The organism is Marinomonas balearica, from assembly GCF_004362145.1.
Classification (GTDB): Bacteria; Pseudomonadota; Gammaproteobacteria; order Pseudomonadales; family Marinomonadaceae; genus Marinomonas; species Marinomonas balearica.
Genome location: NZ_SNXC01000002.1, coordinates 75,926 through 101,842, shown reverse-complemented (window position 1 = coordinate 101,842; position 25,917 = coordinate 75,926). Strand labels below are relative to the sequence as shown.

Genomic DNA, 25,917 nt, shown 5'->3' with positions numbered 1-25,917 from the left:
AAGCTCTACATCATTCAGAATCTTCAGTAATTCCATAATCTCAGGAATATTAGAAATAGTATCGACTAGGTATTTTTCACTCATGACCATTAACACCAATATTTTGCGGCGAGTGTTAACGAGTCCGAAGCCCGCTTGCGTAGCAAGTTTATTGCGGGCTTGAACAACAATGGATTGTTAGTTGCTACTGCGGTACTCATAGTAAATATCAAACTCATCTTCATGGGTTTTTACAAAACCATTTTGTTTGTAGAAGTCATTCGACTTACTACCTCTTAATGCTCCTAGCCGCACAGGCAAGTCACGTTGAGTTGCATCTTTCTTCACTAGATTAACAACATCCTTACCAATTTTCATATTCTGAAAGCGCGGCTCTACATAAAGGTGGTCCAAGAAAACATGGTCACCTTTATCCCGCACCACAAAGAACCCTAAAATCTCATCATCCGATTCAATTTTAAAGGTCTCATCTGGTACAAAGGATTCTAGAAACCTTCTTCTAACTCTCTCTTCATCAAATCGACCTAAAGCCTCTAAGCTTGACTTCATTGCAGCTGCTCTTATTTCAGCTAACTTATTCCCGTCAGATTGGGTTGATTTAACGTATTTCATGAAGCCTATTTCCTGCAACTAACGCCTCAAGCAGCAGCGCGCGTTAGCGCGTCCAGCCACGAAGTGGCGAGGCTGCCTTGACTTGTTATGAGTTTGAATGAGACTACAGATTTATTCGCCTGCCCCACCTGTAATTGAAAAATCTAAGGCACTACCATCTTTGGTATTGGCAAATAAGCGTGTTCCATCAGAACACTCAATACATATTTCGCCGACCCTTGGCCTAAACACCTTTGAGATACGCTTTCCCTCTAAAAGCTCCAAAATTGATCTAGCTTCTTGTTCCAAATTATCATTCAAGTGCAACCTTCCTTCTGACTCACTTAAGACTCATAACGCTTAGCTCAATTGCGGAGGCGCGACAGCGCCGGAGTCAATTGGAGCTGATTGTTATATGAACACTTATAGCTCAACGGTTTCATCTTCCAGCACTTTTCCCCAAAGCAATAATTTATACTTTCTATGGGTGGGATTAAAGTACGGGTCGTTTTCTATTAGATCAATAGCCCGCTCTCGGCTGTCAACATTTAGTATCCACATACCACCTACAAATATACCTTCTTGGTCTTCCTTGAACCCACCGCCGATCACTATTTCAGATTTATTTCGCCTGACATAATCGACGTGCTGCTGCTTATTTTCTTTTCGATGCTCCATCATTTCAGGAGCATCATCAAACAGAACTACCCAGCGCATTACGTTTCTCCAATTTCTAACTTCATATAACATTTTATTAATAGGCATGCTCAATCGCACTGGTATGATTTTTACCCGACCTCTAACACTATGATCTAAATAGAGTTTTAGCCTTTCAGACAAACCGTGCCATGTTGATGAGCATACGCATATGTATTTTTCGGTATGGCACACTATTTCGGCCATCCATTCACAATACATTTGATACTAATACACTTTCAGAAAGCACAAAAGACAGCGCGAGAAGGTGAATGCTATTCACCTCAGAAATAGTGTGCCATTTTTGAGATAGGGCATAAATAAACGGGTTATATACCCTGTTTCTTATTCGCTCACGCTGCCTGTAACTTCAATGTGAATGCAAGTAATTGACCCCATGCAAACCTTCTTGGTAACGGGAAGGAATGCGAATTTTTTTGTCAAAGCAATGAGCTAACTATTTGAATGTCACTTCGTAATTAAGTCGTATCGAAGTGTTGAGACTGATTTGGAAGTTGGGACTTAGGTCGCCGTTTTGTGTCATTTTGGCTTTGTATTGGGCGGCGTACATAGCGCCTAAGGTGTCGCTTGAGAAGCAACCAGACGCACCGTCTGTCTTGTGCTCAAAGTAACCTGCATTTTTAGTACGATATTGAACTCATTAAAAAGGCCGCCAATCGCTTGGCGGCCTATCTGGTCTCGGTGGTCATAATTCACTCCTTTAATAATAGATTCTGTTTACCTTTTAAAAAGGCGAAAAGTTCGCTTGCTTGGATGCTTTCAACCTGTTTCCCACGACGAACAGATAGCTTTCCAGTTTGAGCTTCTTGTTCACCGATTATGACGATATTAGGAATTTTAAGTTCAAAGCTGCGTTTTATTTTGCGACCAACGGAGCGGTCACCAAAGTCACATAAGACATTGATACCTTGTTGTTCTAGATCAACCCGTATTTTATTGGCATAGGCCAAAACGGAATCGTTCACTGTAGCTAATACAACGGGCTGAGGGTGTATCCATTCTGGTAACACGCCTTGAGATGCTTCGAGTAATATTCCTATCCAGCGCTCTATCGATCCATAGACAGCCTGATGCAAAATAATAGGTTGCTCCCTTTCCCCTTGATCGTTCTTAAATTCTAAATCAAAGCGTTCAGGTAAGTTGAAATCTAGCTGGATTGTACCGCATTGCCAAATTCGTCCTATCGCGTCTTGCAATGCCAGTTCAATTTTCGGTCCATAAAAAGCCCCTTCACCCACTTGAATGTCAAAAGAGACACTTTCTGCCTGACACGCTTCTTTAAGTATCTCTTCCGCCCTCTGCCACGAGGCATCATCGCCTAATGCTTGCTCTGGTTGAGTGGAGATTTTTACTTCCAAAGCTTGGTAGCCGTAATCGCTATAAATTTGTTTTGCACGCTGCAAAAACTGGCCAACTTCATGCTTAACCTGTGACCATGCACAAAAAACATGTGCATCATCTTGAGTAAACTGCCGCAAGCGTAGACAACCATTTAATGAACCCGATGATTCGTTGCGATGCACCAAACCAAATTCAAACAGTTTCATAGGTAAGTCTCGGTAGCTGTGAACACCTCGCTTGTACATGAGTATATGAGCAGGACAAGACATCGGTTTTAACGCGTATTCTTGGTCACCATTTTGCTCGCCGCCAAAGAACATATCTTGTGCATACATAGCCATATGGCCGGATATATGCCACAGCTCTTTTTTCATCAACTGAGGTGTACGTACTTCTTTAAAACCATATTGACGATAACAGCGTTGCATATGTTCTTGAATATTTTGAAATAAATGCCAGCCATTGGGATGCCAAAATAGCATTCCAGGTGCCTGCTGTTCTGAATGAAATAAATCGAGTTGTTCCGCAAGTTCGCGATGAGTTTTCATACCTTTCTCCTAATAAAAGGTTTTTAACGAAAAACTCTGAGCGAATAACAAGAAGTAGACATAAAAAAAGCTACCCCCCAAACAACCTTGTGGTCGTGGTGGTAGAGAAACTAGTTTGAGAAAAATTTAATAATGAATTCATAACAAACATTTTTAACACTTAACATTGATTCCATCAACGACTAATTTAGATGAAATTAGTGAAAATTCCTTTGGGTCAAAGCACCTTTGTTAAGGAAAAGGAACGCGATATGTTTGTGAGTAAAGCGATGAGTAAAATAACTGATACGCCAAGGCAATATGTTGAGTAACCAAAGACGCCGTCGATCACGAATAATAAATTAGGGCACACATACTTAAAACCTAGAAATTACCATTTTTTAAAACATGGGTGGCTTGTTATTCTTTCGTGGCGTCGCTTTACTACCAAGGTTTACGCGCTAAATCGTAAAATACAGTGATAATAAGACGTGTCTGACAAGCTGACCTGTTGACTTCTTGGTCTAGGCATAACGAATTCCGTCATCCTTGAATTTGTTATTTGAGACCAGCGAGTTATCGATTTGGCATCAATAAAGTTATGGGAGGCCTATATAGATTGTTGATTTGTTAGCTGGCACTCGCTAGTAATGATACCGACACGAGATAACCGTAATTGCTATATCATCCACGGCATATACCAAACGATTGGTATCATCTATTCTGCGAGACCAGAAGCCAGAAAGGTTTTCTTTAAGGGACTCTGGTTTTCCAATCCCAACAAATGGAGAGTACTTAACATCGGCAATTAGCTTATTGATTCGTTTCAATGTTTTATTGTCTTGAGTCTGCCAATAGACGTAACCATTCCAAGCTTCATCAGTCCATGATAATAACCTGTCACTCATCAATAAGCGCTCGCTGGGTCGTTTTACCCGCTTTAAACTGTGCAATTGAACGATTTAAGTGTTCAGCGTTAGCTGGAGAACGAAGTAAATGAACAGTTTCCATAAGGCTGTTGTAGTAATCCAATGACATTACAACAGCATCTTCAGAGTCACGACGAGTGATTACAGTAGTATCCGCATCGTTAATTACATTGTCCAAAACGGCTTTTAGGCCATTTCGGGCTTCGGTAAAAGAGACTATTCTCATTTTTTTTGCACCTCACTTGTACAGTATATGGAACAAGTTTGGTTTAAAACTAAGTACATGTACAGGATGTTGTGCATTACTTTGTCCTGGCAGCTAACACCTTGCTCACCGGAAAAATGCGAGCGTTAGCGAGTCCAGCCCACGTTTTTTGTGGGCGACTTTTAATGTGCTTATTATGCATTTTTCGTTACTTTGGTTGTATTGAAACCTTCCTCGGATGCTGGAGCCATAAAATACTTTGTAACCTGCTCAAACATGTCTGGCGTATCAGTATCCGCTCTTTCAGGCTGCTCTATACGTCTTTTTTCGATTTGTTCTAGGCAGACTTCATTTGGCAAATCAATGTATATCAAATTATGTGGAGCCCCGATTTCGGAGAAAATACTCCGAAACCAATCTCTTTGCGAACGAGTATTTGCTGGGAAGTCCATAACTACATTAGTGCCCGAAGACAAAATAGATTGAACAAGTTTTTTAATCTGTGGTTTAAGTAGATTTGAATATTCAATATAGTCATTTAGTGATGAGATTTTATTTGGGTACAGTGACGTAAGCCATTCATCTTCTGAAAGCAATACTGTGTTGCCATGCTGTGCAACCTCATAAGCTTTAGTTGACTTTCCCGCACCCATTTTCCCGCAGAAAAAAGTCAATTCACCTTTGTTCATAACTGCTCTCTATTTTGATGCATAACGCCCGCGTAAAACGCGCGAGGTACGAGCGTCGTATTTGACGCGCTTGTTATAAGGCATGGGTTATTGCCCAATCTTTGTATTTGATCACGAACTCTTTAGCTTCCGCCAATGTTTTTGGGTATGGAACTGATTCAGAGCTATTTGGATCTAGTCGAATTTTTTGAAATAGGAACCCATGCTCAATAAGGAATGATACTTTTTTCCATTGAGTATCGTCGGATTTCTTGGGCGCTTTAAAGTGCCTTCCTAGATTGAATGTTACTCCTTTACATATCGGGCATTCCATTTTCAAAGGGTATTCGGATGGAGCACCGTCGATATGACGCTTATGAGCAGTTTTACAAGAAAGGCATGCATATGACATTGAATACTCGGGCCCAGACACTTTTGCTTTAGGTTCGCTAGTTCTTAAACCGGCATCCCAGCGAAGTGCTTTTTTTGTATCTCGATCAGGGTTCATGTTTTGCCTTATAACATTTTATTAATAGGCATGCTCAACCGCACAGGTATGATTTTTACCCGATCTCTAAAACTCTGATCTAAATAGGGTTTTAGCCTTTCAGAAAAACCGTGCCATGTCGACGGACATACGTCTATGTATTTCTCGGTATGGCACACTATTTCGGCCATCCATTCACAATACACCTGATATTAGTACACTTTGAAAAAGCGTAATAGACAAAGCGAGAAGGTGAATATCATTCACCTCAGAAATAGTGTGCCATTTTGAGATAAGGCAAAAATAAACGGGTTATATACACCATCCTTCCCTTTGGTAAGGAGAAGGAACGCGATATGTTTGTGAGTAAAGCGATGAGTTAAATAATTGCAGCGCCAAGGCAGTATGTTGAGTAAACAAAGACCCCGTCGATCACGAATGTTCCAAGTTCACTCCATCCCAAAAATCACCAAGCAACTGTTCTATTTGATCAGGAAGATGTGGACTACGAATTCTGAGCAAGCTGCTTATTAACAGCTCCGTTTGAGTCGTTTTGAGTTCTATTAGTTGGCTTAGCGTTTTCGAGCTAGTGTTTGGATGTAACAAAAGCATATTTAGGTCATAACCTAATAAAAACGCCCCTTGCCGCTCAATATTATAATTGAGCCTTTCCGCAGGTATAAAATCTTCGTATAAACGATCGAATTCGACATTGGGGTATTCCGTCAAAATCGTTAGAAAATCAGCGATATCTTTACTGGTTTCTAGTTTCCGCTCTTGCCATGCAAGTAGCTTAAGCAGCACAAAGCCAGCCAACGAAGATACCTTCAAGTTTATGCCTTTACCAATGTCGATTAACACAGAATGATCAAAAGCTTCTTGAAAACCAGCAACAGACATAGTGATAGCATGCTCTGGTGGCCATTGAATTTCACCAGCGTTATCGGCAATGGAACCAAACGGAATTATATCTACAGGCAGTCTGCTTTCTTTGTGCATTAGACGGTGGGGCAATTTTGTATCGTTTAACTCAGGTTCTTCCAATAATGCATTTTTAACTGATGTAAAGTCGTCCCAGTTAGAGACCAAAATGGCCGTGTCTATATCATGGGTTTTTCGACCTGGGTCTCTATCAAAGACATGATAAAGCAACAAATCCCGTGCTGTAGCCCCAGCAATAAAATAAGGTATACCAAGCCGTGATGTCACACTAATAATGACTTCAAGTACCGTTTCAAATGCGGGGTTAAGCGGGTGTTTCAGTGTATAGATACTTTTCATAAATCATCCTTGCGACTTCGTGATTGCGGCTATCCATGCTCGCTTCCAGTTCTGCTACAGCCAATAAAGCTTGGCTTTTCTCCGTCCATTCTAATTTATCACTCCAAAAGACAGGAACGAGCCATAAATTACCTTCTGGATTCGGTCGACAATTCAGTTGAGCCAACTTTTTTTGAAGTGGTAAACGGGTAAACAATTGCAGGTCTTCGGGGTGAAGGTAATCGTTGAGCATTTGCGCTGCAACTTCTCCGCCCCAGTAATCGAACTCGTCCATTGCTATGTTTTGCCCATTGCCCTTATATTCAAGGCGAATTCCACCCAACTTAGGTCGAATAGCAAAACGATAAACGTCTACCCAAATAGCGAGCATGCGCTTTGAATCGAGTATTCGTCTTTTTTTCCCTAAGCTAACGAGAGATTCAGTTTCGAAAATTCCTAAGCCTTTGCTCACCATTCCTAATGAAATGTTCGCGCATTCTGCTATTTCTCTGTAAGAGCAATTTAGAATGTCGGGCTGGGACAGTAAAGCAAACAGAAGTTTCGCTGAACCTTCGCCGAACTTGTTGGATTTAGTTTCATTAACTAGTGCTTTTTTAGCGTTGCCTTTTTGCGACTCAACCCAAAGATGTAAGCCGTCATTATCAATTCTTATATTACCGGCAGCATCAATAAAATTTAGCCCATTTTTCGAGCATATACCTGCCAAATAAGGTGTAAGACGATTACAAATCAATAAGGTATTTGAAGCGCTTTCATTCAATAGCGCCTCTAGGCTTTCCTTTCGATGTATATTTTTTACCGCAACATTAAAGTGATAGTTATCATCATTAACTGTCAGACACAGTTCACCACAGGCGAAGCTGCTGCTATTTAGCGCGTCATGCTTCATGATTTTATCATTCGGCATAAACTGAGCTTTAATGTGAGTAGGCAGTAATGCCAGTGCATTGACCGCCAATGATGATGGCTTAGGCATAGTTAATATCACGTTATCAAAAATCAATGTTCACAATAGCACGTCGTTCATGAATCATGAACATAAATACACTGTGAACATCAAAATCACGAAAGTCTCCTCTCAATTTATTTTAGGTAACGCTCTTCCAAATGCTTTCTAAAATGCGCAGCATTCAGCACTTCACCCGTTGCTCGTGTGACCAGTTCATCCGTGGTGTGGAGTGATGCTTGTGACCAAATATTGTCGCTGAGCCATTGGAAGATGGGGCTTAGGTCGCCGCTTTGAATTGCTGCGTCTATGTCGACGGTTTGTGTCATTTTAGCTTTGTATTGGGCAGCGTACATGGCACCTAAGGTGTAGCTTGGGAAGTAGCCAAACGCACCATCAGTCCAGTGGATGTCTTGCATACAGCCGTTTTTGTAGTTGCCTTTGGTTGAGATGCCTAATGCGGCTTTCATTTTCTCATCCCACAGTTCAGGCACGTCGGTGTGTTCGATTACGCCGTTGATCAGATCGCGTTCAATTTCATAGCGAAGTATGACGTGGGCTGGGTAGGTCAGTTCGTCGGCGTCTACTCGAATGAAGCCTTTTGCAACTCGCGTATAAAGTTGAGACAGGTTTTCTTCGGCGAATACAGGGTCTTGGTGTGCGTTGAAGGCGTCTTTAGATAAGCGCGACAAGTGGGAAACAAACGCTTTGCTGCGGCCAACTTGCATTTCAAAGAATAACGATTGGGACTCATGAATCCCCATGGAACGCGCTTCGCCAACGGGTAAACCTGCGTAGGCTTTTGGCAAGCCTTGCTCGTAACGAGCGTGGCCAGTTTCATGAACGATGCCCATTAACGCTTGTACAAAATCTTGCTCGTCATAACGTGTGGTGATACGCACATCGGTCGGCACGCCGCCACAAAATGGGTGAACACTTTGATCCAATCGCCCGTGATCGAAATCGAACTTCAGTAGCTTCATGACTTCAAGCCCTAACGCTTTTTGAGTCTCAGCAGGGTAGGTGCCGGATGGCATGATGATGTTTGAAGACTTCTGTTTGTCGAGTGCTTTTTCAATGAGTTCTGGCAACCATGTTTTCACGTCTGAGAATAAAGTATTCAGTGATTCAGAGCTGGTTCCGGGTTCAAACTTATCGAGCATGGCGTCATACGGCGTTAAACCAAGCGCTTCACTGCGGATTTTGGCTTCTTCACGCGATAACGTGACAACTTCTTTCCAGTTTTTCTCGAACCCGACCCAGTCGTTTTCCTGACGCTGTATTCGCCACGCGTGTTCACATTTAGAGCCGGCTACGGATTGCGCTTGCACTAGGTCTTCAGGTACGAGCGTTGCGTGCTGCCAACTGCGTTTCATCTCACGTAGGCTGGCTTTTTGCTCAGTCGTTAACGCTGCTTGCTCTGCCCCTGCGAACCAATCTGCCAGTTGCGGTTGGGTCGAAAGGCGATGAATATGAACCGACAATTCCGCCATGGCATCGCCACGGGCATCGTTGCCACCAGAAGGCATATTGGCGGCGGCATCCCAGCCAAGTATGGACTGAGCATGGCCGAAGCGGTTAATCGTTTGGTAATGGGCGGTAAGTTTATCGTAATCAGACATGTTCCAGTGCTCTCTTCAATTCATATACGGTGCGATTTGGGGGCGTTTGGGTTTCGATCATAGTATTACACCGTTAATCATCCGAACAGTATCATCACGGGAGTTGACCACAAGTTGCACCTTTTCCCGCACAAGGCTCTTTTTAAGTCACGCTCAATCTCATTCAGTCAGGTTTGTGTATTTTGTTCTTATTGCAGTGACGGACAAAGGGATGACGAACGAGGTAATTCAGGGCACACTGTATACAAATCAAACATTTAAAAACCTTAATACCTGAGAAGCGCCTAACATGCCGAACCTGAACCGCGATACCAATACCGCGATCTTTATGATGTGTACGGGCGTGGCCTGTTTGAGTATTAACGATGCGATTGCCAAAATATTGATGGCGCATTATTCCCCGTTTCAAATATTGTTTATCAGAACCGTGCTGGCGTTCCCTTTTGCGTTATTTTTGGCGCTTTATTCTGGCGGTACAAGCGCATTGCGCTCCTATAAACCCGCCGTTCATGTTGTGCGCAGTTTACTGTGGATCGCTGCGACCATTATGTTTTTCACCAGTGTTAAGTACCTTGATCTGGCCAAAGCCACTGCGTTGATCTTCGTCGCGCCTTTGTTTATTGCCATTATTTCATCGGTCTTTTTGAAAGAGTCTGTCAGCCGCGCGAAATGGTTGGCCATTTTAGCGGGCTTTGTCGGAATGCTGATCATTGTGCGTCCCGGCTTGATTGCGTTCAACGCCGTGACAGCCTTGCCGATTGCCACGGCGGTGGTCTACGCACTCTTGATGTTAGGCGCTCGCCAAATAGACCCTCGCGAGAGTGTCTGGACACAGGTTCTGTATCTCACAGGCATAAGCGGAATATTAAGCGGCTTGCTCGTACCCTTTGTATGGACGGCCATTCGCGTTGAGGATTTGTGGCTGTTTGCTGCAATTACTCTGTTTGGTATAACTGGCATGGCATTGATGACGCAAGCCTTTCGGCTCGGCTCTGCGGTCGTTATTGCGCCGCTTGATTATACTGGGCTGCTCTGGGCAACGCTCTTAGGATGGCTCTTTTGGACAGAAATGCCCGATACGACAACACTTGTCGGAGCGATCGTCATTGTTGCCAGCGGCACTTATATTATTAAGAATGCGAGAAATACGGCTTAATACACTTTCTTCATCCTTAACCTTTGACCTGTCTACCGCTTTATACTTTAGCATTCCTATCTCAACGAATGACGAGGTAAGACAATGACAGATCATGAGTTTCTTAAACACGTCGAGAATAAAACGCTGCCTCCAGCGCAGTTTAATCACAACGGTCATTTACGGCTGGCGTTTATTCTTAATAAGCAATTCAGCTCCGCAAAGGCGACACAGGAAGTTGTACGCTTGATAAAAGGCTATGCGGAGAATTTAGGAGCCACATCAAAATTTCATGTTACGCTCACTTGCGCGCTGTGCTATTTCATTTTTCAACGTATGGAGCGTGCTCAGAAAACACAATCACTCGCTGAGTTTATGGTGATCAACTCTGATCTGATCAGCGAGGCTCCGATACTGTTAAGGTCGTTTTACCATGAAGCGACACTGTATTCTGACGATGCTCGACTAGGCTTTATACCGCCTGATAAACAAATCATCCCTGAACCTTATCTTTCGATTTTTAACACTTTAGAGGTGTCTGTATGTATTCCATAAAAGCGCTGTGTGACGAGTTTGGCTTATCTCGGTCTACGCTTCTCTATTATGAAAAAATGACCTTAATTAAAGCGCCGGAGCGTAACTCCGCCAATTATCGAATGTACTCAGACAAAGACAAACAACGACTGGCGCAAGTTTGCTTATATCGTCAGGTTGGTGTTCCTGTGAAAGACATTCTGCAAATACTCGACGGAGAAACACACTCTGATCGAACATTATTGGAGAAGCAATTAGAGCGCATTAATCAGGATATCCTTGCATTACAAGCTCAACAAACGGAGCTGCTTAAGCTGCTCAAACGACAGGAATGGACGAGCCAAGCGAAGCTAACAAAAGAGAGTTGGAGTCAAATGCTACGCGAAAGCGGTTTGAGCGAGGCAGACATGTGGGCGTGGCATGACCGATTTGAAGCACGGTTTCCAGATGAGCATGAACGCTTTCTAAAAGACCTTGGGATGTCCCAAAGGGAGCGAGAACACGTTAGAAGACGAAGCGAGCATACAGATCCAAATTGAATGTTTTTTTCCGTCTCTATTATTATCCCGAAATTTAAGGCCGCGAGGTTAATTATGAGCAAGGCTCAATTTTAATGGAGCCAACTTTACCTTCTTGACACAAAATACTTCGTTTTAGTTAAAAATAAGGATAAAACAACCCGTTTTTGATCTAAAGCTCTTAAGATAGAAGTTCCCTCCAAAATAAATGCTTTACTTAATGAAATCAGATTCAGTTTTAAAGAATAAAAAGCACTTATACGAGCGCACTTCCCCGTTTATTTAACTCAATAACAAAAGCGGCATATACTCTTGGTTACAGCACAAAGCCTGATTAAAACACACCGATCTAATTTAGTTTTATCTAAATTAAAGCAACCGAACCAACACCACAATATGAAGAAATAAAGACTTAAACATCAATGTTTTATATTAATTCTATTGTTTAAGTGCATATTCTAATAAATTGTGGATCTCTGGTTTTCATATAGCTTCATTCATCTTTGCTAAGGTAGTTTAGGTTCGAGCATTTAGTGAAGTCGAACCAAGTTGCTTGCCTAAATTCAGCTCGTTGGCCATCCGACATCTTAAAAGGGGACATCATGAAGCTGTCATTAAAATATCAAATCCTTTGTTTTACCTCATTACTTATTATTGTGATATCAGGGGCGCTAACCTGGAATGGTTACGACGAATTCAGTAAATTCAATGAAGAAGATGCTCTGCAAAAAAGTCAGGTAGAAACGTCTCTTATGGCGGAGTTGCTTGAGCAGAAAATTAACACTTACTTTAATGCCCTTAATAGCTTTTCTATCGATTTCAACGACAAAAATACGTTCGCCGACCCCGATCAGGTTTCACGAAATTTAGATCAATTAAAACGCACTCTACCTGATGCACAAGCCGCCTTTGTTGCCCTAAAAGATGGTCGTTCTTTCGAAAATGGTCGCTTCTTTCCGAATTTTAATGCCAAAGATCTGCAAAAAGAATGGTATGTACGAGCCTTTAATAATGAGAAAAACATCATCACCGAAACCTACTTTGGTGAGGGAGAACAAGCGGATGTCTTCGCGTTTGCCACTCCCATTTATCATAACAACCAAATCGTTGCGGTGGTTGCCATCACCCTCAAAGTCTCCGCTTTTACTGACTTTATTGATCAGTTAACACCGTCCAATAAAATCTTTGTATTTAATGACGCAGGCTACATATTGGCAGCACCGATCCAAGAGCTGCTGGGTAAAGACATCTACAAAGAAGAATCCAAATTCCGCGAATTCAGCCCAAGTAACTCGACATTACACTACCAAATTGACGTTGATGGCGAAGACGTCGATTTGACCGCTGTACATGCTCACCTACCCAATCGGGATTGGAATGTAGTCGCATTCAGTGCCGATGATGAAGTCCTTAAGCCCAGTATAGAAATGCTTATCAACTCATTTGCCTTGGTAATCCCTTTGATTCTGATCACTCTGGGCGTTGTGTACTTTGGCTTCATCCATCTGATATACAAGCCGATTGGGGGAGAACCAAAACACATTTCAGAAATATTATCGAACATAGCAAACGGTGATTTGTCTCAATCTCTGACGCAATCTGGCTCTGAAACAGGCATTTATCAATCCATTCTTGTTTTGAACACCAAATTGTCAGAAATCATCCGCAATAGTCTTTCTATTTCTGACAGTGTTTCGTCTGCTTCGGAAGAGCTTACCGTGGTGATGCAAAACACAGCGGATAACTCTCACAATGAACTGAGTGAAGTAGAGTCGATCGCCAATGCGGTAAATGAGCTTTCCAATGCGTCGGAAGAAGTCAGCCAAAACGCGACTCAGGCGGAAGAACAAGCCAAACAAGCAATAGACAGCATCGAACAAGGCAATAAGGATCTTGCTCAGTCTCAAGAACTGACTCATTCAATCAGCCAAGAAGTGCAGAACACCGCCGACATGATCGAGAAACTGAGAACGGAAACGATGAACATCGGAGAAGTAACCGATGTAATCAGCTCCATTTCTGAGCAAACGAACCTGCTGGCCCTGAATGCTGCAATTGAAGCGGCGCGTGCAGGAGAGCAAGGTCGTGGGTTTGCCGTGGTAGCCGATGAGGTGCGCAGCCTTGCCGCGAAGACCCAAGAATCAACGTCGATGATCCAAACCATTATTTCTACGCTGCAAGAGCAAGCTAAGCTCGCCAATGACAATATGATCAAGAACGTTACCGCAATAAAGCAATCCGTTGATCTTTCCGAAAACGTCAAAAGCTCATTTGACCAAGTGGTGGCCTTTGTTAACACCATCACCGACATCAACACCATGGTCGCATCCGCAGCGCATGAACAATTTAGCGTAACCGCTGATATTAACCGCAATACCACCAATACAGTGGATTTGGTCAATCAAAACGTTTCGGCAGTCGGACAAACTCAAGAAGCGGCAAAAGAACTCGCTGGGCTTGCTCTTTCTCAAAAAGAAGCTCTTTCATTCTTTACCTATAAATAAGGGAAGTACACGCTATGAATACAGCAAACGGTAAAGGCCATTCAGATCAACCGGAACAATCCAGAAGACGTTTATTTAAAAACACATTAGCACTGACGGGAGCTGCCGCGGTAGGCGCCAGCTTTTCAGGTGGTGCTGTAGCCGATCCTTTGACGCTGCGCTACCCAGATGTGAACGTCAAAGTACTCGATGACAGCTTTTTAAAATATCGCCTTTTCAACGCCAGTGTCGAGCGACTAGCAACCGGTATGCGTTGGGCAGAAGGCCCTGTATGGAGTGGAGACGGCCGCTACCTTTTGGTCAGCGATATTGCGAATAATCGCATCATGCGTTGGGATGAGATCACGAATCAATTTAGTACCTATCGCCATAATTCAAATTTCTCTAACGGCTTGTGCCGAGATTTAGAAGGTCGTCTCATTGCTTGTGAAGGTTCAACCACATCACAGGAAGGCCGACGCATTACTCGCACAGAACATAATGGGAAAATTACCGTATTGGCCGATAATTACAAAGGCAAACGCTTTAACTCACCTAACGATGTGGTGGTGAAGCGTGACGGTACGATTTGGTTCACTGATCCACCGTTTCAATCCGGCAGCATGTACGAAGGTCACATTGTCGACAATGAGCTTCCAGACAGCGTGTATCGTCTGGACCCTGTTACTGGAGAGATTGAAGCCGTCATTACAGACATTGCTGGCCCTAACGGCCTATGCTTCTCGGCGGATGAATCCGTTCTCTACGTTGTTGAATGCTTATCGAAACCCAATCGTATTATTTGGGCATACGATGTCAAAGACAGCGGTCGCCTTGGACGCCGCCGTAAATTTATCGAAGGCATCAACCATGGCGGAATTGACGGCATTAAATGCGATCAAGACGATAACTTATGGTGTGGTTGGGGAAGCACGGGGGCATTGGGAGTTAAATCCGAAGAACTGGACGGTGTGATGGTGTTCAATAAATCAGGGAAAGCGATCGGACATATCTTAATACCTGAATACTGTGCCAATCTATGCTTTGGCGGAACAGAAGGCAATCGACTCTTTATCGCCAGCTCGCACTCTGTTTATTCGCTGTACGTTAACACGCGCGGCGCCACGTTCGTCTAGCGATTAAGAGCGTCTCTGGCGAGACGCTCTTAATCCGTTATTTAAACGATTTAACCAATACCGATGTATCCATTCGCCATCGTCAAAAGCATCCGCTAACTTAAGCAATTTTGTCCCACTCTCATGTATAATTAAGACGTAAGATACCTACTCAATAGAAAGAACAGTGAGAGGTTCGCATGTCGAGTCAATGCAGTGATCAAAATCGATTTCAGTTCGCTAAAAGCAGTGCTGTAGACGATATTGTCCTGCTCAACGCTTCTATGACCGATTTCACCTATGGCAAACATGCCCATGAAGAGTTTTCGATTGGTGTCACACTCAGAGGGCGACAAGATTTTTTTGCCGTCGGCCAATTCCATAAAAGCCATCCAGGCAGTGTTATCATTCTGAATCCAGACGACGCACACGATGGGGAGTCAGGTGGAGACAAAGCCTTAGAATACAAAATGCTGTACGTTAAACCAGAGCAACTGACACCTGCGTTGAGCGCATTAGGCATGCCACATCCAGAGCATTTTCGCGTCAAGCATACGGTCAGTCAACAGGATACATTACGCGATCAGGTTCTACGATTGGCATCGCTAATCGAATCAGACGGCACAACGTCCAGCGAGTACGAATCCGGGCTGTTCGAACTGGCGGAGCAGTTGGTTCCTATGCAAGAACAAAGTGTCTTACAACCCGCTTCACGGATGCATCGCCTACTCAACAACGCGAAAGAATACTTGCAAGATAACTACACCAAAGAGGTGGCGCTGGACGAGTTGTGTCAGGTTGCCTGTTTGTCAAAGTTCCACTTTTTAAGAAGCTTCAAAGACTATACTGGTATGACGCCACATCAGTATTGGTTAAACATACGAATTAACCGTGCCAGACAAGCGCTCAAAAGTGGCATACCCGTTTCAAACGTTGCAAATACATTTGGGTTCAACGATTTAAGCCACTTTAATCGACGTTTTAAACCCGTATTTGGGATGACGCCTTATCAATATCAACGGCTCATTTTGTCGCCGTAACGCGTTTTTGATCAAACCTCCATTTTTATACTTTCATTATCTGTAGCCATTGTCTGTCGTCATTAACGACGGTAATTGCCTACATTAGAGGAATCGTTATGCTGGAAATTTTTGTATTCGCCTTTGGTATCATGTACACCCCAGGTCCCGTTAATATGATCTCATTGTTTGCGGGTATTCGTGGCGAAAGCTGGCGGGCACTGCGTTTCTGTGCTGGCGTCGGCAGTGCGATGGCCATCATGTTTATCGGGATAGGCTACGCGGGGAATGCCATTATCCCTAAGTCGGTGCAAAGTGTGATTGCGATACTAGGGGGGCTTTATATCGCTTACCTTGGTTACAAGGTCATGAAAGCGAGCTTTAAGTCGTCGGTTGCAACGAGCTTGGACACGACCAATATGCGCTTTTCGACGGGCTTACTTATGCAGTTGAGCAACCCGAAAGCACCGGTGGTGATTCTGCCCGTGGCGACGGTTCAGTTTCCAGCGGCTCATGTCGAAGGAATCATGATCGCCATAATGTCGCTGGCTTTGGGTTGTCTGGCTTTTGGTGCACCAACGAGTTATTTACTGGCGGGAAATCAACTGAAACAAGCGGCGTTGAATCCGAATGTTATGAAATGGGTCAACCGCGTTATGGCACTGCTTTTGTTCTACATTGCTATTCAGTTTATTAGCAATGCCATAACACAATCATAAAGGTTATTTGAAAGATTTCACCAACACGGATGTGTCCATGCGACCAAGCCCCTGTTCTTGAAGGCGAGCGTAACGCTCATCGGTTTCTTTGGTCATCGGCATATTGATGCCCATACGCTCAGCTTCTTCAAGGCAAATACCCAAGTCTTTACGCATCCAGTCAATGGCGAAGCCAAAATCAAATTTGTCCTGCGCCATGGTTTCTAGACGATTCACCATCTGCCATGAACCCGCAGCACCGTGTTGTAATGTCTCCACCACTTGGGGCACGTCCAGATTGGCTTTTTCAGCTAGCAATAAGGCTTCGCTCAGACCTTGCAGAATACCCGCAATACAGATCTGGTTAACCATCTTCGCTCGCTGCCCTTGGCCGCTTGTTCCCATTAGCTGAACCTGCTGTGCGTAGCTGTCTATGATGTCTTTGACGGAATTAAATACGGACGCTTCGCCGCCACACATTACGGTCAATTTACCGTTTTCTGCCCCAGCCTGCCCACCCGACACTGGCGCGTCAATAAAGCCAACACTCTGCTTTTGGCTGGCTTCAAACAGTTCTTGAGCAAGATTGGCAGAGGTCGTTGTATGATCTACGAGCACAGCTCCTTCTTTCATGGAGGATAATACGCCCTCATCACCATAGATTACGCTGCGAACATCATTGTCGTTGCCGACACACACAAACACCACATCGGCACCGTCTGCAGCGAGGTTCGGAGTGACGCCGAACTTGCCATCGTAATCCACTGCCCACTGTTCCGCTTTACTCGAAGTACGGTTATAAACAGTGACATCGTAACCCGCTTTTGCAAGGTGTCCGGCCATTGGGTATCCCATTACACCTAATCCGATAAACGCGACTTTTTGTTTTTGCATAACCTTCTCCTTCGTGGTGTTAGAACGTGTTAACTACATTAAAACTCAAATTGACCTATGTCAATATAAAAATAGAATTGACCTATGTTAATTTCAAAATCGATATTTCGCTGACCTTCCGTTACACTCTTCTGCATCAACGATCACAACATGAGTGCAGTACATTGAGCGAGGCAAAATTTCGAACGTTAGCGCGTAAAATTCGCAACCAAATCGAGATAGGACATTTTAAAGAGGGTAGCAAACTCCCAACTCATCGAGCCCTCGCAAAAGAATACGGCACGACACCTATGACGGCAGCAAAAGCCTATCAACTACTGGCGGAACAAGGGCACATTGAATCCCATGTTGGCCGAGGTAGCTTTGTCAAAAAAGACACGTCACTCAAACATGTCATTCGCTCACAACCTGATCAGAATGAATGGAATTTCTCGATCTTACAACCTTGTTTAGGGGAACACCTCGATTCTCTTAATAATGAGCTTAAGAGCTGTTTTAACGATATCAACAACCCCGCTTTGTTTGGCTATATCGAAGAAACGGGAGATCGATCTCATAAAGAGGCAGGTAAAACATGGATGAGTCATTTTGGCTTAGAAATAGACGAGCCTGAGCAAGTATTGCTGACCAACGGTGCCCAACATGCGCTATCAACTCTTATTCAATGCTACTCGGAACCGGGGGATAACATTGCCGTTGAAGCGCTGACTTACCCTGGCATACTGTCCATCATTCAATCATTAGGTAGGCATGCAATAGAAATTGAAATGGACGAAGAAGGCATGTGCCCCGACGCGTTAGAAAAAGCGTGTTTAGAGCAGTCCGTGACGATGGTCATTGTCATCCCATCACATCAAAACCCGACGACAGTAACTATGCCAGAAAGCCGTCGAAAGGCGATTGCTCATGTTGTTAATAAAACACAAATTTGGCTTGTAGAAGACGATCTGTATGCCTTTCTCAACAATGAAATTGTTGCCCCTATCTGTAATCTATCTAAAGATAGAGGCTTTTACATTAGCAGCTTATCAAAGGCGATCAGCCCCGGTATTCGTTGCGGCTACATTAAAACACCGCCTTCTCAAACAGAACACCTAGCGTCCTTCATCCGGACGAGTATTTGGTTAAGCGCGCCCTTAATGTTTGAGTTTGCCACCCAACTCATAAAATCACAAAAGGCGTTTGAATACGCAAGCAAACAAAAAGCCATTGCAGTGCAACGGCAAGACACTGCTGCACAGATTTTGAGCGATTTTAAGCTGGCATCACAAGCGAGCAGTTATCATATTTGGCTGCATCTTCCGCACGCTATACGCGCTTCTGACTTTGTGACATTAGCGAAAGAGAAGGGCTTAATCGTCAGCAGCGGCCAGTTCTTCAGTCACACACAAGGCGAATCAAGTGTTCGACTTTCCTTAATGGCAATCGCGGACGATGATAGATTGGTTGAAGGGCTAAACGCGCTGAAATCTCTATTGCAGGATTTAGCTCGAACGTAAAGAGCCCGTTAAGAGGATGCAAGGAGATACGATGGCAAACACACAGACCGACATCCCTGTCTGCGTGTTACCTCGTTCGTCGCCTCACTGTTTTTACTGACTCATCAGTTTCATCCCGAACAAAAACATAACGCCGCCTGACAATCGCTCTAGCCAACGCTTAGCGTTTTGAATTCGGGACTGGATCGCACTCGTGGTGAACAAACACGCCACGAGTGAAAACCAAATAAAGTGCGCGATCGCAATATAAACACCGTAGACTAGTTGCACGCCAATGCTTGTCTCTGGACTAATCACTTGACTAAACAGAGCAACAATAAACAGCATCGTCTTCGGATTAAGTACATTGCATATAAATCCCGACATGAACGACGCTTTTAAGCCTTTTTGAGTCTTCAGTTCAAGTGGTTGGCTTGCATTCAGGCTGGCATTCGAGCTTTCATTCGAAACAACGGGGTTAATCGAGTTTCGTTCGTCTGAGTTTCGCTCGCCTAAATGCGATCGACGCCATTTCATTATCTTTCTCAAATCTGGCCACAACGCACTACCACCAAGCCATAACAGGTAGCCTGCTCCCAATATTTTCATCGTATTTAACAACCACTCTTGTTCAGAAAGCAGCATTCCAAGCCCCACCAGCGTGTAAAGCAAATGCACAGAAATCCCCGCGCCGATACCCAAGGAACAAATAATTCCTGCCCGCCTTCCGTTGGAGATAGCCTGCTTGGTTATCAATACAAAATCCGGCCCCGGACTGATCACCGCTAAAAGCGTAATCACAACGACAGAAAACAACTCGATAGATAAATTGAACATAGAAAACCTCAACATTCTGTGAATAATGTAAGGATGAACACTTTATTTAATGAATAAAATCGAGTTTTTATAGGAAATAGTGTGAGTAATTTTCACAGAAAGCGCTCATTGCCGCCATTAAGTGCCCTGCCAGCATTCGAAGCGGCGGCTCGCCATCAGAGCTTTACAAAAGCAGCAGAAGAATTGCACGTTACCCATGGCGCGGTTAGTCGTGCCGTATTGTTCATCGAAGAACGCCTAGGAATCAAGCTCTTTACTAGACGAAATCGTCGGGTATTTTTAACTACGGAAGGGCAGCGGCTGTTTAAAACCACCGAGCGCATTTTAGATGAGCTGAATCAAACGACAGAAGACATGCAGCGACACCAAAGCCACTCACCCTTTTTGGTGGTTTCCTGCGAGCCGAGTTTAGCCATGCGTTGGCTCATGCCAAGGCTTGGAGAGTTCCACGCCTTGCACCCTGAATTAAATGTAGAGCTGAGAATGGCTGGCGGTCCAATCGATTTAATTGCCAGCGGATGTGACCTCGCCATACGCCGCAATGATTTCGGTATTCCCGACGATCACCAAGTGACCGACTTATTCGAAGAAACGTCTGGCCCAGTTTGCACTTCCCTCTACTGGAGCAGTATCGATAGTAACCTTGATAAGGCCACATTACTTTATAGCAGAACACGACCCAATGCTTGGGAAGAATGGCGTAATGCTACCAATGCCATAACATCACAAAAAGAAACACAACAAACAGCGCAGTACTTCGATCACTTTTTCTATGCTTTACAAGCAGCTCAAAGTCACTTGGGCATTACCATTGGATCTCAGCCGATCATTTCAGACGATTTAACTTCAAAAAGGCTAATGGCTCCATTTGGACTTAATGCAACAGGATATCGCTACGTTATGCTAAGCCTTAACGCACTTACAATTGATCCGAGAATTGACGCATTCCAGACATGGTTGTTGACGCATTTGAATCAAAGTCAAATCAAAAAAAAGCCCGATTAAGTTAACTCAATCGGGCAAAGATAATATCACAAAGGGAATAGTGAAATTCGGTACAGCGATCGCCTAGATCTTATCTGCAATTACCTTATCTACAGAGTAAGAGCCTGCTCCACTGAAGAACAAAGAAACCGTCACAGCCAAAAGGCTTAACGCGTATTCATAGCCGTTGCTGGCCATGAATAAACCATTAGAAAAATGAACCGTTACAATAGCGATGAGCATAGTAAAAGCCAAAGCCACGGAAGCAGGACGAACCAACAAGCCGATGACTAATGCTAACCCACCAAAAAACTCTGCACTTCCTGCCAATAATGCCATTAGGTAACCTGGCTCCATGCCCATGGATGCCATCCACTGCCCGGTGCCTTCAAGGCCATAACCACCGAACATGCCAAACAGTTTTTGCGCACCGTGGGCCATGAAGATGATCCCAACAGGTAAGCGCAAAATTAAGCTGGCGATACCGGCATTGGAGTGAAGTACTGTGCGAATAAGCGAAGCGTTCATAATCGTGTTCCTATTAAAATTTAAAGTCTGTCGTCTTAGCACATAGGTCGATACATCTGGTTCAACCGCTGCGTCGTTTCTCAATAATGCCTACTATAACGGCTCAAGAAAAAATGAAAATCGGATATATTTAAAAAATAAATTCAATTTTTTTGAATGATAATTAAGGCTATAAAAGAGTCAGACACGACTTAAATTTAAAAGTTCTCCTTTTATTTTTTATTCATTATTTTTGCATATTTATGAGTCAATCTGAGCAGCACGCGAGGCCTTTTTTTGAATACCTTTAAACTACAGCCAAAATATGAATAGCAATTTTCCAGTAGTGGCAGCAACGACCGTTACTGGTTCCACGCGAAATTCAAGTGAAAGACGTGAAATCATTCCAAAGCCATGAAGACCGTATCCTAGGTCTGCAATCAACAGTAGAGATCCAAGTATTTTCGGCATAAATTCCGATTTAACAATCACCCCCACTACCACGACACCATGGTAAGCAAAGAAGATTGCCCAAATTAATTCGCCAAATTGATTCAACTGAATTAACAACATTACATTGTCTGCTTCAGCTCCAGAAAACATGATTGTGAAAACCTCTCGCTAGGAAAGGTGTAAACATAGCCACGTTTTGTTGTAAGAATGTAAAAATGTACCAAGGTACAATAGATAGTGTTGACGTTAGCCCATAAAGTAGCCGGAAAGTGAAATAACGACCCGCAGGCTTTAATATGGACAACAATCAAACAACTTTCGCAACACTAGGCAAAGCGATCGGATACGCGAAACAAGTATCTGGCAATGTCGAAGTGCATTCCATTGATGGACAGGTGCGAATGTTAGAAATCAAGGATTCGATTTTCTACGCGGAAAGCATTATTGCTGTTGGCAACGGCAGTGCGACGATTGTCTTTGATGACGGTACAGAGCTATTCATCGACAACCAGTCAACGGTAGAAATTAACGATTCTGTATACCACTTCGACAATGACGTCGTTGACAATGAAAATACAGGCGTTGACACTGATACGGTTTCGGAAGAAGCTTTGCAACAGGCTATTTTAGCAGGACAAGACCCGACTTTAATTCAAGACGCGCCAGCGGCAGGTGACTCGTTAATCAACAGCGAAGAATCCCCCGTATATGTCTCTATCGACAGCGAATATGTCATAAATACACCTACCTTTGGTTACGATACGGACAATTTCAATCCCATATTAATCAGCAGTGGTAATGACGACACCGACATTGGAGAAAGCCGCACTTATTCAGCGTCGTCTAATACCTCTGAAACAATAACTGGTACTTCTATCCCTCAGGGTACTGATACAGGCGGTACTAATACACCTCCGATTGAACCCACAACTGACCTGCAGCCGTCGAGTGACGAATTCGATACCTACAGCGCAAGTATCGATGTCAATCTCATCACCTCAGACAAAACCATCAGCTCAGATGAATCAGCGCCTGAACAAACGGTCGCCATTTCAGGCTGGGTGTCTGGGGATGCTCAACCTGGCGATACGGTTACCATATCACTTGAGAACAACGTCATTGGGGAAACCGCTGTAAGTGAAGAGCAGGATGAACAAGGTCGCTATTTGTTTAACGTCGAAGTATTGGGCTCTACGCTTGCACAAACGTCACTCGAAAATCCCTTCATCACAGCAACCGTGAGCAACACGTCAAAAACAGGCAGCGCCAGCAGCACTGAAATTTATAAAGTCGATTATGACGCATCCAATATCTACAGTGCCAGTATCGACGTTAATCTCATTACCTCTGACAAAATCATCAGCTCTGTTGAATCAGCGCCAGAACAAACCGTCAGCATTTCAGGCTGGGTATCTGGAGATGCTCAACCGGGAGATTCGGTTGCCATATCGTTAGAAAATAATGTCATTGGCGAAGCCGCTGTAAGTGAAGAGCAGGATGAACAAGGCCGCTATTTGTTTAACGTCAAAGTATTGGGCTCTACACTTGCACAAACGTCACTCGAAAGCCCGTTCATTACTGCAACCGTGAGTGACGCGTCAGAAACGGGCAGCGCCAGCAGCACTGAAATTTATAAAATCGATTTGTACGCAGATATTGAGGTATTTATCGATGAAGCGAATGGAAACCAGCAAATCGATTTTGACGAGCAAGAAAGCGTTAAAGTCGGCGGCTGGATAGAATCAGGTGGTGACGTGCTCTCGATCGAGATTTCCGATGAAAGCGGCAATGCTATCAATATTTCCGATGCCATTACCCTTGAAGAAGAAAGCGGGTGGAGCTACTTCGAATCTAATATCGACATGAGCGCTTTAAGTGACGGAACACTGTCAGTGATTGTAAGCGCTACTGACGCGGCAGGTAATTCAAGTGTCTCTGAGACTCTGCAAATAGATAAAAACACCAACCAAGACAGTGATATACTGAGCGAAAGATCTGAATTAAACACAATGTTAGACAGCACCTTGTCAGCCGCAAACTCCGATTACTTCACATCTGATTTCGGGTACGCTATCCAAATCGACGGGTAATTAAGAGTACTAATCGCTCGCTATTTTATTTTTTACGGAGTTATACTTGCCATTACACTTTCGTCCCTCATACACTTGGCTTCAGGAAAGCCCATTTTATCAGGTTGATTTTGTATGACTCCCTCTCTCGACACACTATGCCATAGTCAATTTGATTGCAGGCTAGATAACCCTACTCTTCTAAAAGCAATTACCAACCTTTGCGAAGCGACAGATTCAGGGTTGCTACTGCATTCAGCGAATGGAACAGAGATTTTTCGATTTTCATCCCTTCGTACACGTCAGGCTCAACATCAGGTGACGTCTATACTTGTTCACCACTTAGAACGCATTGGCACCGTAAAACTGAACGTTATTGACCCAGATAAAGCGGATGCAATCATGATGTGCGTTAAGCAAATTATTGAATCTTCGTTAGATCAAGACGTAACTTCAGAGAACAATGAAAACCATCATTTTCGGGATATTCTCAACGCCGCCCCTATTGCGATTAGCTACATAAATGGTCAAACAAGGAACGTTGAGTTCATAAACCCAATGTTTCAAGAAGTGTTTGGTTACTCCTTAGACGATATTCCAACGATGGATGATTGGTTGGAGCGCGCCTACCCAGACGAAAGTTTTCGCAATAACATAATTGCATCACGGTCACAGAAAATTGCGGATTACCGCACGCTTGGCCTTCCGGTTCCCGATATAAGAACTCATGTCGTTTGCCGAGATGGAAGTACACGCCAAGTGCTTCAACGAGTGCGTTGGCTAGGAGAACACAGGGTCACCAGCTATATGGATCTGTCTGCATTGTCGGAAACGGAAAACCGAATGCAAACGCGATATGGCATGCTCGAAATGCTGCTTACAAACGCCACGTTGGATGAAGTCCTTATTTCCATTGTTAGGCGTATTGAAAACAATATTAATACAGGATCGCGGTGCTCGGTGCTGCTTCTGGATAAGACGCACACCTCATTCGAAAAAAGTTACGCGCCGAGTCTCCCTAAAAACTACAACGACGCCATAATCGGTGTTCAAATTGGATTGGGGGTTGGATCCTGCGGCACCGCTGCGTATCTTGGCAAAAGAGTGATTGTCGAAGACATCATGACAAATGAATATTGGCGCGATTTCACCGCACTCGCTCAGCTAGCTGGAGTACAGTCTTGTTGGTCGCAACCTATCTTAAACTCTGCGGGCGATGTTCTTGGTACGTTTGCAATCTACAACGACACGCCATCAAGCCCTAATAATGACGATATCGATCTCATTGGTTTCGCTGCTCGCCTAGCGGCCATAGCGATAGAAAACCGCTCAACCCAACTAGACCTTGAAAATTGGGCTTTTTCCGACCATTTAACAGGACTGGTGAACCGCCGCCGGTTCTTTGAATTAGCCGAACGTTCTCTAGTAGAGTCTTACCAACAACACATTCCTATGTCTGTTGTTATTCTTGATGTCGACCGATTTAAAAAAATCAACGATCAGTTCGGTCATATAGTCGGAGACAACGTACTGAAAGCGTTAGCGAAATGCAGCAAGCATGTCATCGGTAATCAAGGAGTCGTCGGGCGACTTGGTGGAGAGGAGTTTACGATTCTGCTCCCTGAATCAAACTTACTACAAGCGACCAGTATTGCCGAATCTCTCCGACAGGAGCTTGCCAAATTGTCTACACCTGACGGCTCCGAAGATATTGTCAAATTTACAGTATCATGCGGTGTCAGTAGCAACGATGACCTAGAAATTAGCCTTGATGAATTAGTAAGTAGAGCAGACCACGCTCTGTATCAAGCAAAAAGAAACGGTCGAAATTGTGTCATTGCTTATCAACAGCCTGAGTGAGTATGAAAACTTAACACTC

At 43.9% G+C, this 25,917-nt stretch carries 25 protein-coding genes and 1 pseudogene; 11 read left to right on the top strand and 15 right to left on the bottom strand.

The window, feature by feature from the left end; genetic code table 11:
- Positions 1 to 177 precede the first annotated feature (177 nt).
- From DFP79_RS00980 to DFP79_RS00925, 11 genes are all read right to left on the bottom strand, one after another.
- Positions 178 to 612: a GNAT family N-acetyltransferase gene (locus DFP79_RS00980; protein WP_133502085.1), complete on the bottom strand. Its 435-nt coding sequence runs from the start codon at positions 610 to 612 to the stop codon at positions 178 to 180.
- 111 nt (positions 613 to 723) lie between these two features.
- Positions 724 to 912 (bottom strand): hypothetical protein, encoded by a 189-nt coding sequence (locus tag DFP79_RS00975; RefSeq protein WP_133502083.1) that lies wholly within the window; start codon positions 910 to 912, stop codon positions 724 to 726.
- A 102-nt stretch (positions 913 to 1,014) separates the two neighbouring features.
- Positions 1,015 to 1,308: a YciI family protein gene (locus DFP79_RS00970; RefSeq protein WP_133502081.1), complete on the bottom strand. Its 294-nt coding sequence runs from the start codon at positions 1,306 to 1,308 to the stop codon at positions 1,015 to 1,017.
- A gap of 692 nt (positions 1,309 to 2,000) precedes the next feature.
- Positions 2,001 to 3,197, bottom strand: coding sequence for a threonine--tRNA ligase (thrS, locus tag DFP79_RS00965; protein WP_133502079.1), 1,197 nt, complete (start codon positions 3,195 to 3,197; stop codon positions 2,001 to 2,003).
- 623 nt (positions 3,198 to 3,820) lie between these two features.
- Complete coding sequence (locus DFP79_RS00955) at positions 3,821 to 4,084, bottom strand: Txe/YoeB family addiction module toxin (RefSeq protein ID WP_133502077.1); 264 nt, start codon at positions 4,082 to 4,084, stop codon at positions 3,821 to 3,823.
- Entirely contained in the window at positions 4,077 to 4,331 is a 255-nt protein-coding gene (locus tag DFP79_RS00950) for a type II toxin-antitoxin system Phd/YefM family antitoxin (protein ID WP_133502075.1), read from the bottom strand. Before DFP79_RS00950 ends, DFP79_RS00955 begins: the two co-directional genes overlap by 8 nt.
- Positions 4,332 to 4,504: 173 nt before the next feature.
- Entirely contained in the window at positions 4,505 to 4,999 is a 495-nt protein-coding gene (locus tag DFP79_RS00945) for a P-loop nucleotide/nucleoside kinase family protein (RefSeq protein WP_133502073.1), read from the bottom strand.
- Between the two features lie 73 nt (positions 5,000 to 5,072).
- Positions 5,073 to 5,486, bottom strand: a complete 414-nt coding sequence (locus DFP79_RS00940) for a hypothetical protein (RefSeq protein WP_133502071.1) — start codon at positions 5,484 to 5,486, stop codon at positions 5,073 to 5,075.
- A 411-nt stretch (positions 5,487 to 5,897) separates the two neighbouring features.
- Positions 5,898 to 6,746, bottom strand: coding sequence for a nucleotidyl transferase AbiEii/AbiGii toxin family protein (locus DFP79_RS00935; protein ID WP_133502069.1), 849 nt, complete (start codon positions 6,744 to 6,746; stop codon positions 5,898 to 5,900).
- Positions 6,712 to 7,722: a type IV toxin-antitoxin system AbiEi family antitoxin gene (locus DFP79_RS00930; RefSeq protein ID WP_133502067.1), complete on the bottom strand. Its 1,011-nt coding sequence runs from the start codon at positions 7,720 to 7,722 to the stop codon at positions 6,712 to 6,714. Before DFP79_RS00930 ends, DFP79_RS00935 begins: the two co-directional genes overlap by 35 nt.
- A gap of 107 nt (positions 7,723 to 7,829) precedes the next feature.
- On the bottom strand, positions 7,830 to 9,314 hold the full coding sequence (locus DFP79_RS00925; RefSeq protein WP_133502065.1) for a carboxypeptidase M32: 1,485 nt from the start codon (positions 9,312 to 9,314) through the stop codon (positions 7,830 to 7,832).
- Between the two features lie 289 nt (positions 9,315 to 9,603).
- On the opposite strand from DFP79_RS00925, the gene DFP79_RS00920 reads away from it, so the two are divergent.
- From DFP79_RS00920 to DFP79_RS00890, 7 genes are all read left to right on the top strand, one after another.
- Positions 9,604 to 10,470 carry a DMT family transporter gene (locus DFP79_RS00920; protein ID WP_133502063.1) on the top strand — a complete coding sequence of 289 codons (867 nt, stop codon included), beginning with the start codon at positions 9,604 to 9,606 and terminating at the stop codon, positions 10,468 to 10,470.
- An 84-nt stretch (positions 10,471 to 10,554) separates the two neighbouring features.
- Positions 10,555 to 11,004 (top strand): hypothetical protein, encoded by a 450-nt coding sequence (locus DFP79_RS00915; RefSeq protein ID WP_133502061.1) that lies wholly within the window; start codon positions 10,555 to 10,557, stop codon positions 11,002 to 11,004.
- Positions 10,992 to 11,522 (top strand): MerR family transcriptional regulator, encoded by a 531-nt coding sequence (locus tag DFP79_RS00910; protein WP_133502059.1) that lies wholly within the window; start codon positions 10,992 to 10,994, stop codon positions 11,520 to 11,522. Before DFP79_RS00915 ends, DFP79_RS00910 begins: the two co-directional genes overlap by 13 nt.
- Before the next feature lie 581 nt (positions 11,523 to 12,103).
- Complete coding sequence (locus tag DFP79_RS00905; RefSeq protein ID WP_133502057.1) at positions 12,104 to 14,005, top strand: methyl-accepting chemotaxis protein; 1,902 nt, start codon at positions 12,104 to 12,106, stop codon at positions 14,003 to 14,005.
- Positions 14,006 to 14,019: 14 nt separating this feature from the next.
- A complete protein-coding gene (locus DFP79_RS00900) occupies positions 14,020 to 15,120 on the top strand; it encodes an SMP-30/gluconolactonase/LRE family protein (protein WP_133502055.1) in 1,101 nt (366 codons plus the stop codon).
- A 179-nt stretch (positions 15,121 to 15,299) separates the two neighbouring features.
- A complete protein-coding gene (locus DFP79_RS00895) occupies positions 15,300 to 16,139 on the top strand; it encodes an AraC family transcriptional regulator (protein ID WP_133502053.1) in 840 nt (279 codons plus the stop codon).
- A 98-nt stretch (positions 16,140 to 16,237) separates the two neighbouring features.
- Positions 16,238 to 16,837, top strand: coding sequence for a LysE family translocator (locus DFP79_RS00890; RefSeq protein WP_133502051.1), 600 nt, complete (start codon positions 16,238 to 16,240; stop codon positions 16,835 to 16,837).
- A 3-nt stretch (positions 16,838 to 16,840) separates the two neighbouring features.
- Here DFP79_RS00890 and DFP79_RS00885 read toward each other — a convergent pair.
- Positions 16,841 to 17,716, bottom strand: a pseudogene (locus DFP79_RS00885) (NAD(P)-dependent oxidoreductase); the annotation flags it as partial.
- A gap of 20 nt (positions 17,717 to 17,736) precedes the next feature.
- Here DFP79_RS00885 and DFP79_RS00880 point away from each other — a divergent pair.
- On the top strand, positions 17,737 to 19,209 hold the full coding sequence (locus DFP79_RS00880; protein ID WP_243730165.1) for an aminotransferase-like domain-containing protein: 1,473 nt from the start codon (positions 17,737 to 17,739) through the stop codon (positions 19,207 to 19,209).
- A 93-nt stretch (positions 19,210 to 19,302) separates the two neighbouring features.
- On the opposite strand, the gene DFP79_RS00875 is transcribed toward DFP79_RS00880, so the two are convergent.
- Positions 19,303 to 20,025, bottom strand: a complete 723-nt coding sequence (locus DFP79_RS00875) for a LysE family translocator (protein ID WP_133502046.1) — start codon at positions 20,023 to 20,025, stop codon at positions 19,303 to 19,305.
- 81 nt (positions 20,026 to 20,106) lie between these two features.
- Here DFP79_RS00875 and DFP79_RS00870 point away from each other — a divergent pair, with 81 nt between their 5' ends.
- Positions 20,107 to 21,030, top strand: a complete 924-nt coding sequence (locus DFP79_RS00870; RefSeq protein WP_133502044.1) for a LysR substrate-binding domain-containing protein — start codon at positions 20,107 to 20,109, stop codon at positions 21,028 to 21,030.
- A 63-nt stretch (positions 21,031 to 21,093) separates the two neighbouring features.
- Here the strand turns inward: DFP79_RS00870 and DFP79_RS00865 are convergent, their stop codons facing one another.
- Complete coding sequence (locus DFP79_RS00865; RefSeq protein ID WP_133502042.1) at positions 21,094 to 21,537, bottom strand: DoxX family protein; 444 nt, start codon at positions 21,535 to 21,537, stop codon at positions 21,094 to 21,096.
- Between the two features lie 291 nt (positions 21,538 to 21,828).
- Complete coding sequence (locus DFP79_RS00860) at positions 21,829 to 22,119, bottom strand: DUF4386 family protein (protein ID WP_133502040.1); 291 nt, start codon at positions 22,117 to 22,119, stop codon at positions 21,829 to 21,831.
- Positions 22,120 to 22,265: 146 nt separating this feature from the next.
- On the opposite strand from DFP79_RS00860, the gene DFP79_RS00855 reads away from it, so the two are divergent.
- Together DFP79_RS00855 and DFP79_RS00850 are read left to right on the top strand one after the other, a co-directional pair.
- Positions 22,266 to 24,059, top strand: coding sequence for a retention module-containing protein (locus tag DFP79_RS00855; protein WP_133502038.1), 1,794 nt, complete (start codon positions 22,266 to 22,268; stop codon positions 24,057 to 24,059).
- Positions 24,060 to 24,173: 114 nt separating this feature from the next.
- On the top strand, positions 24,174 to 25,898 hold the full coding sequence (locus DFP79_RS00850) for a sensor domain-containing diguanylate cyclase (protein ID WP_133502036.1): 1,725 nt from the start codon (positions 24,174 to 24,176) through the stop codon (positions 25,896 to 25,898).
- The last annotated feature ends 19 nt before the right edge of the window (positions 25,899 to 25,917 follow it).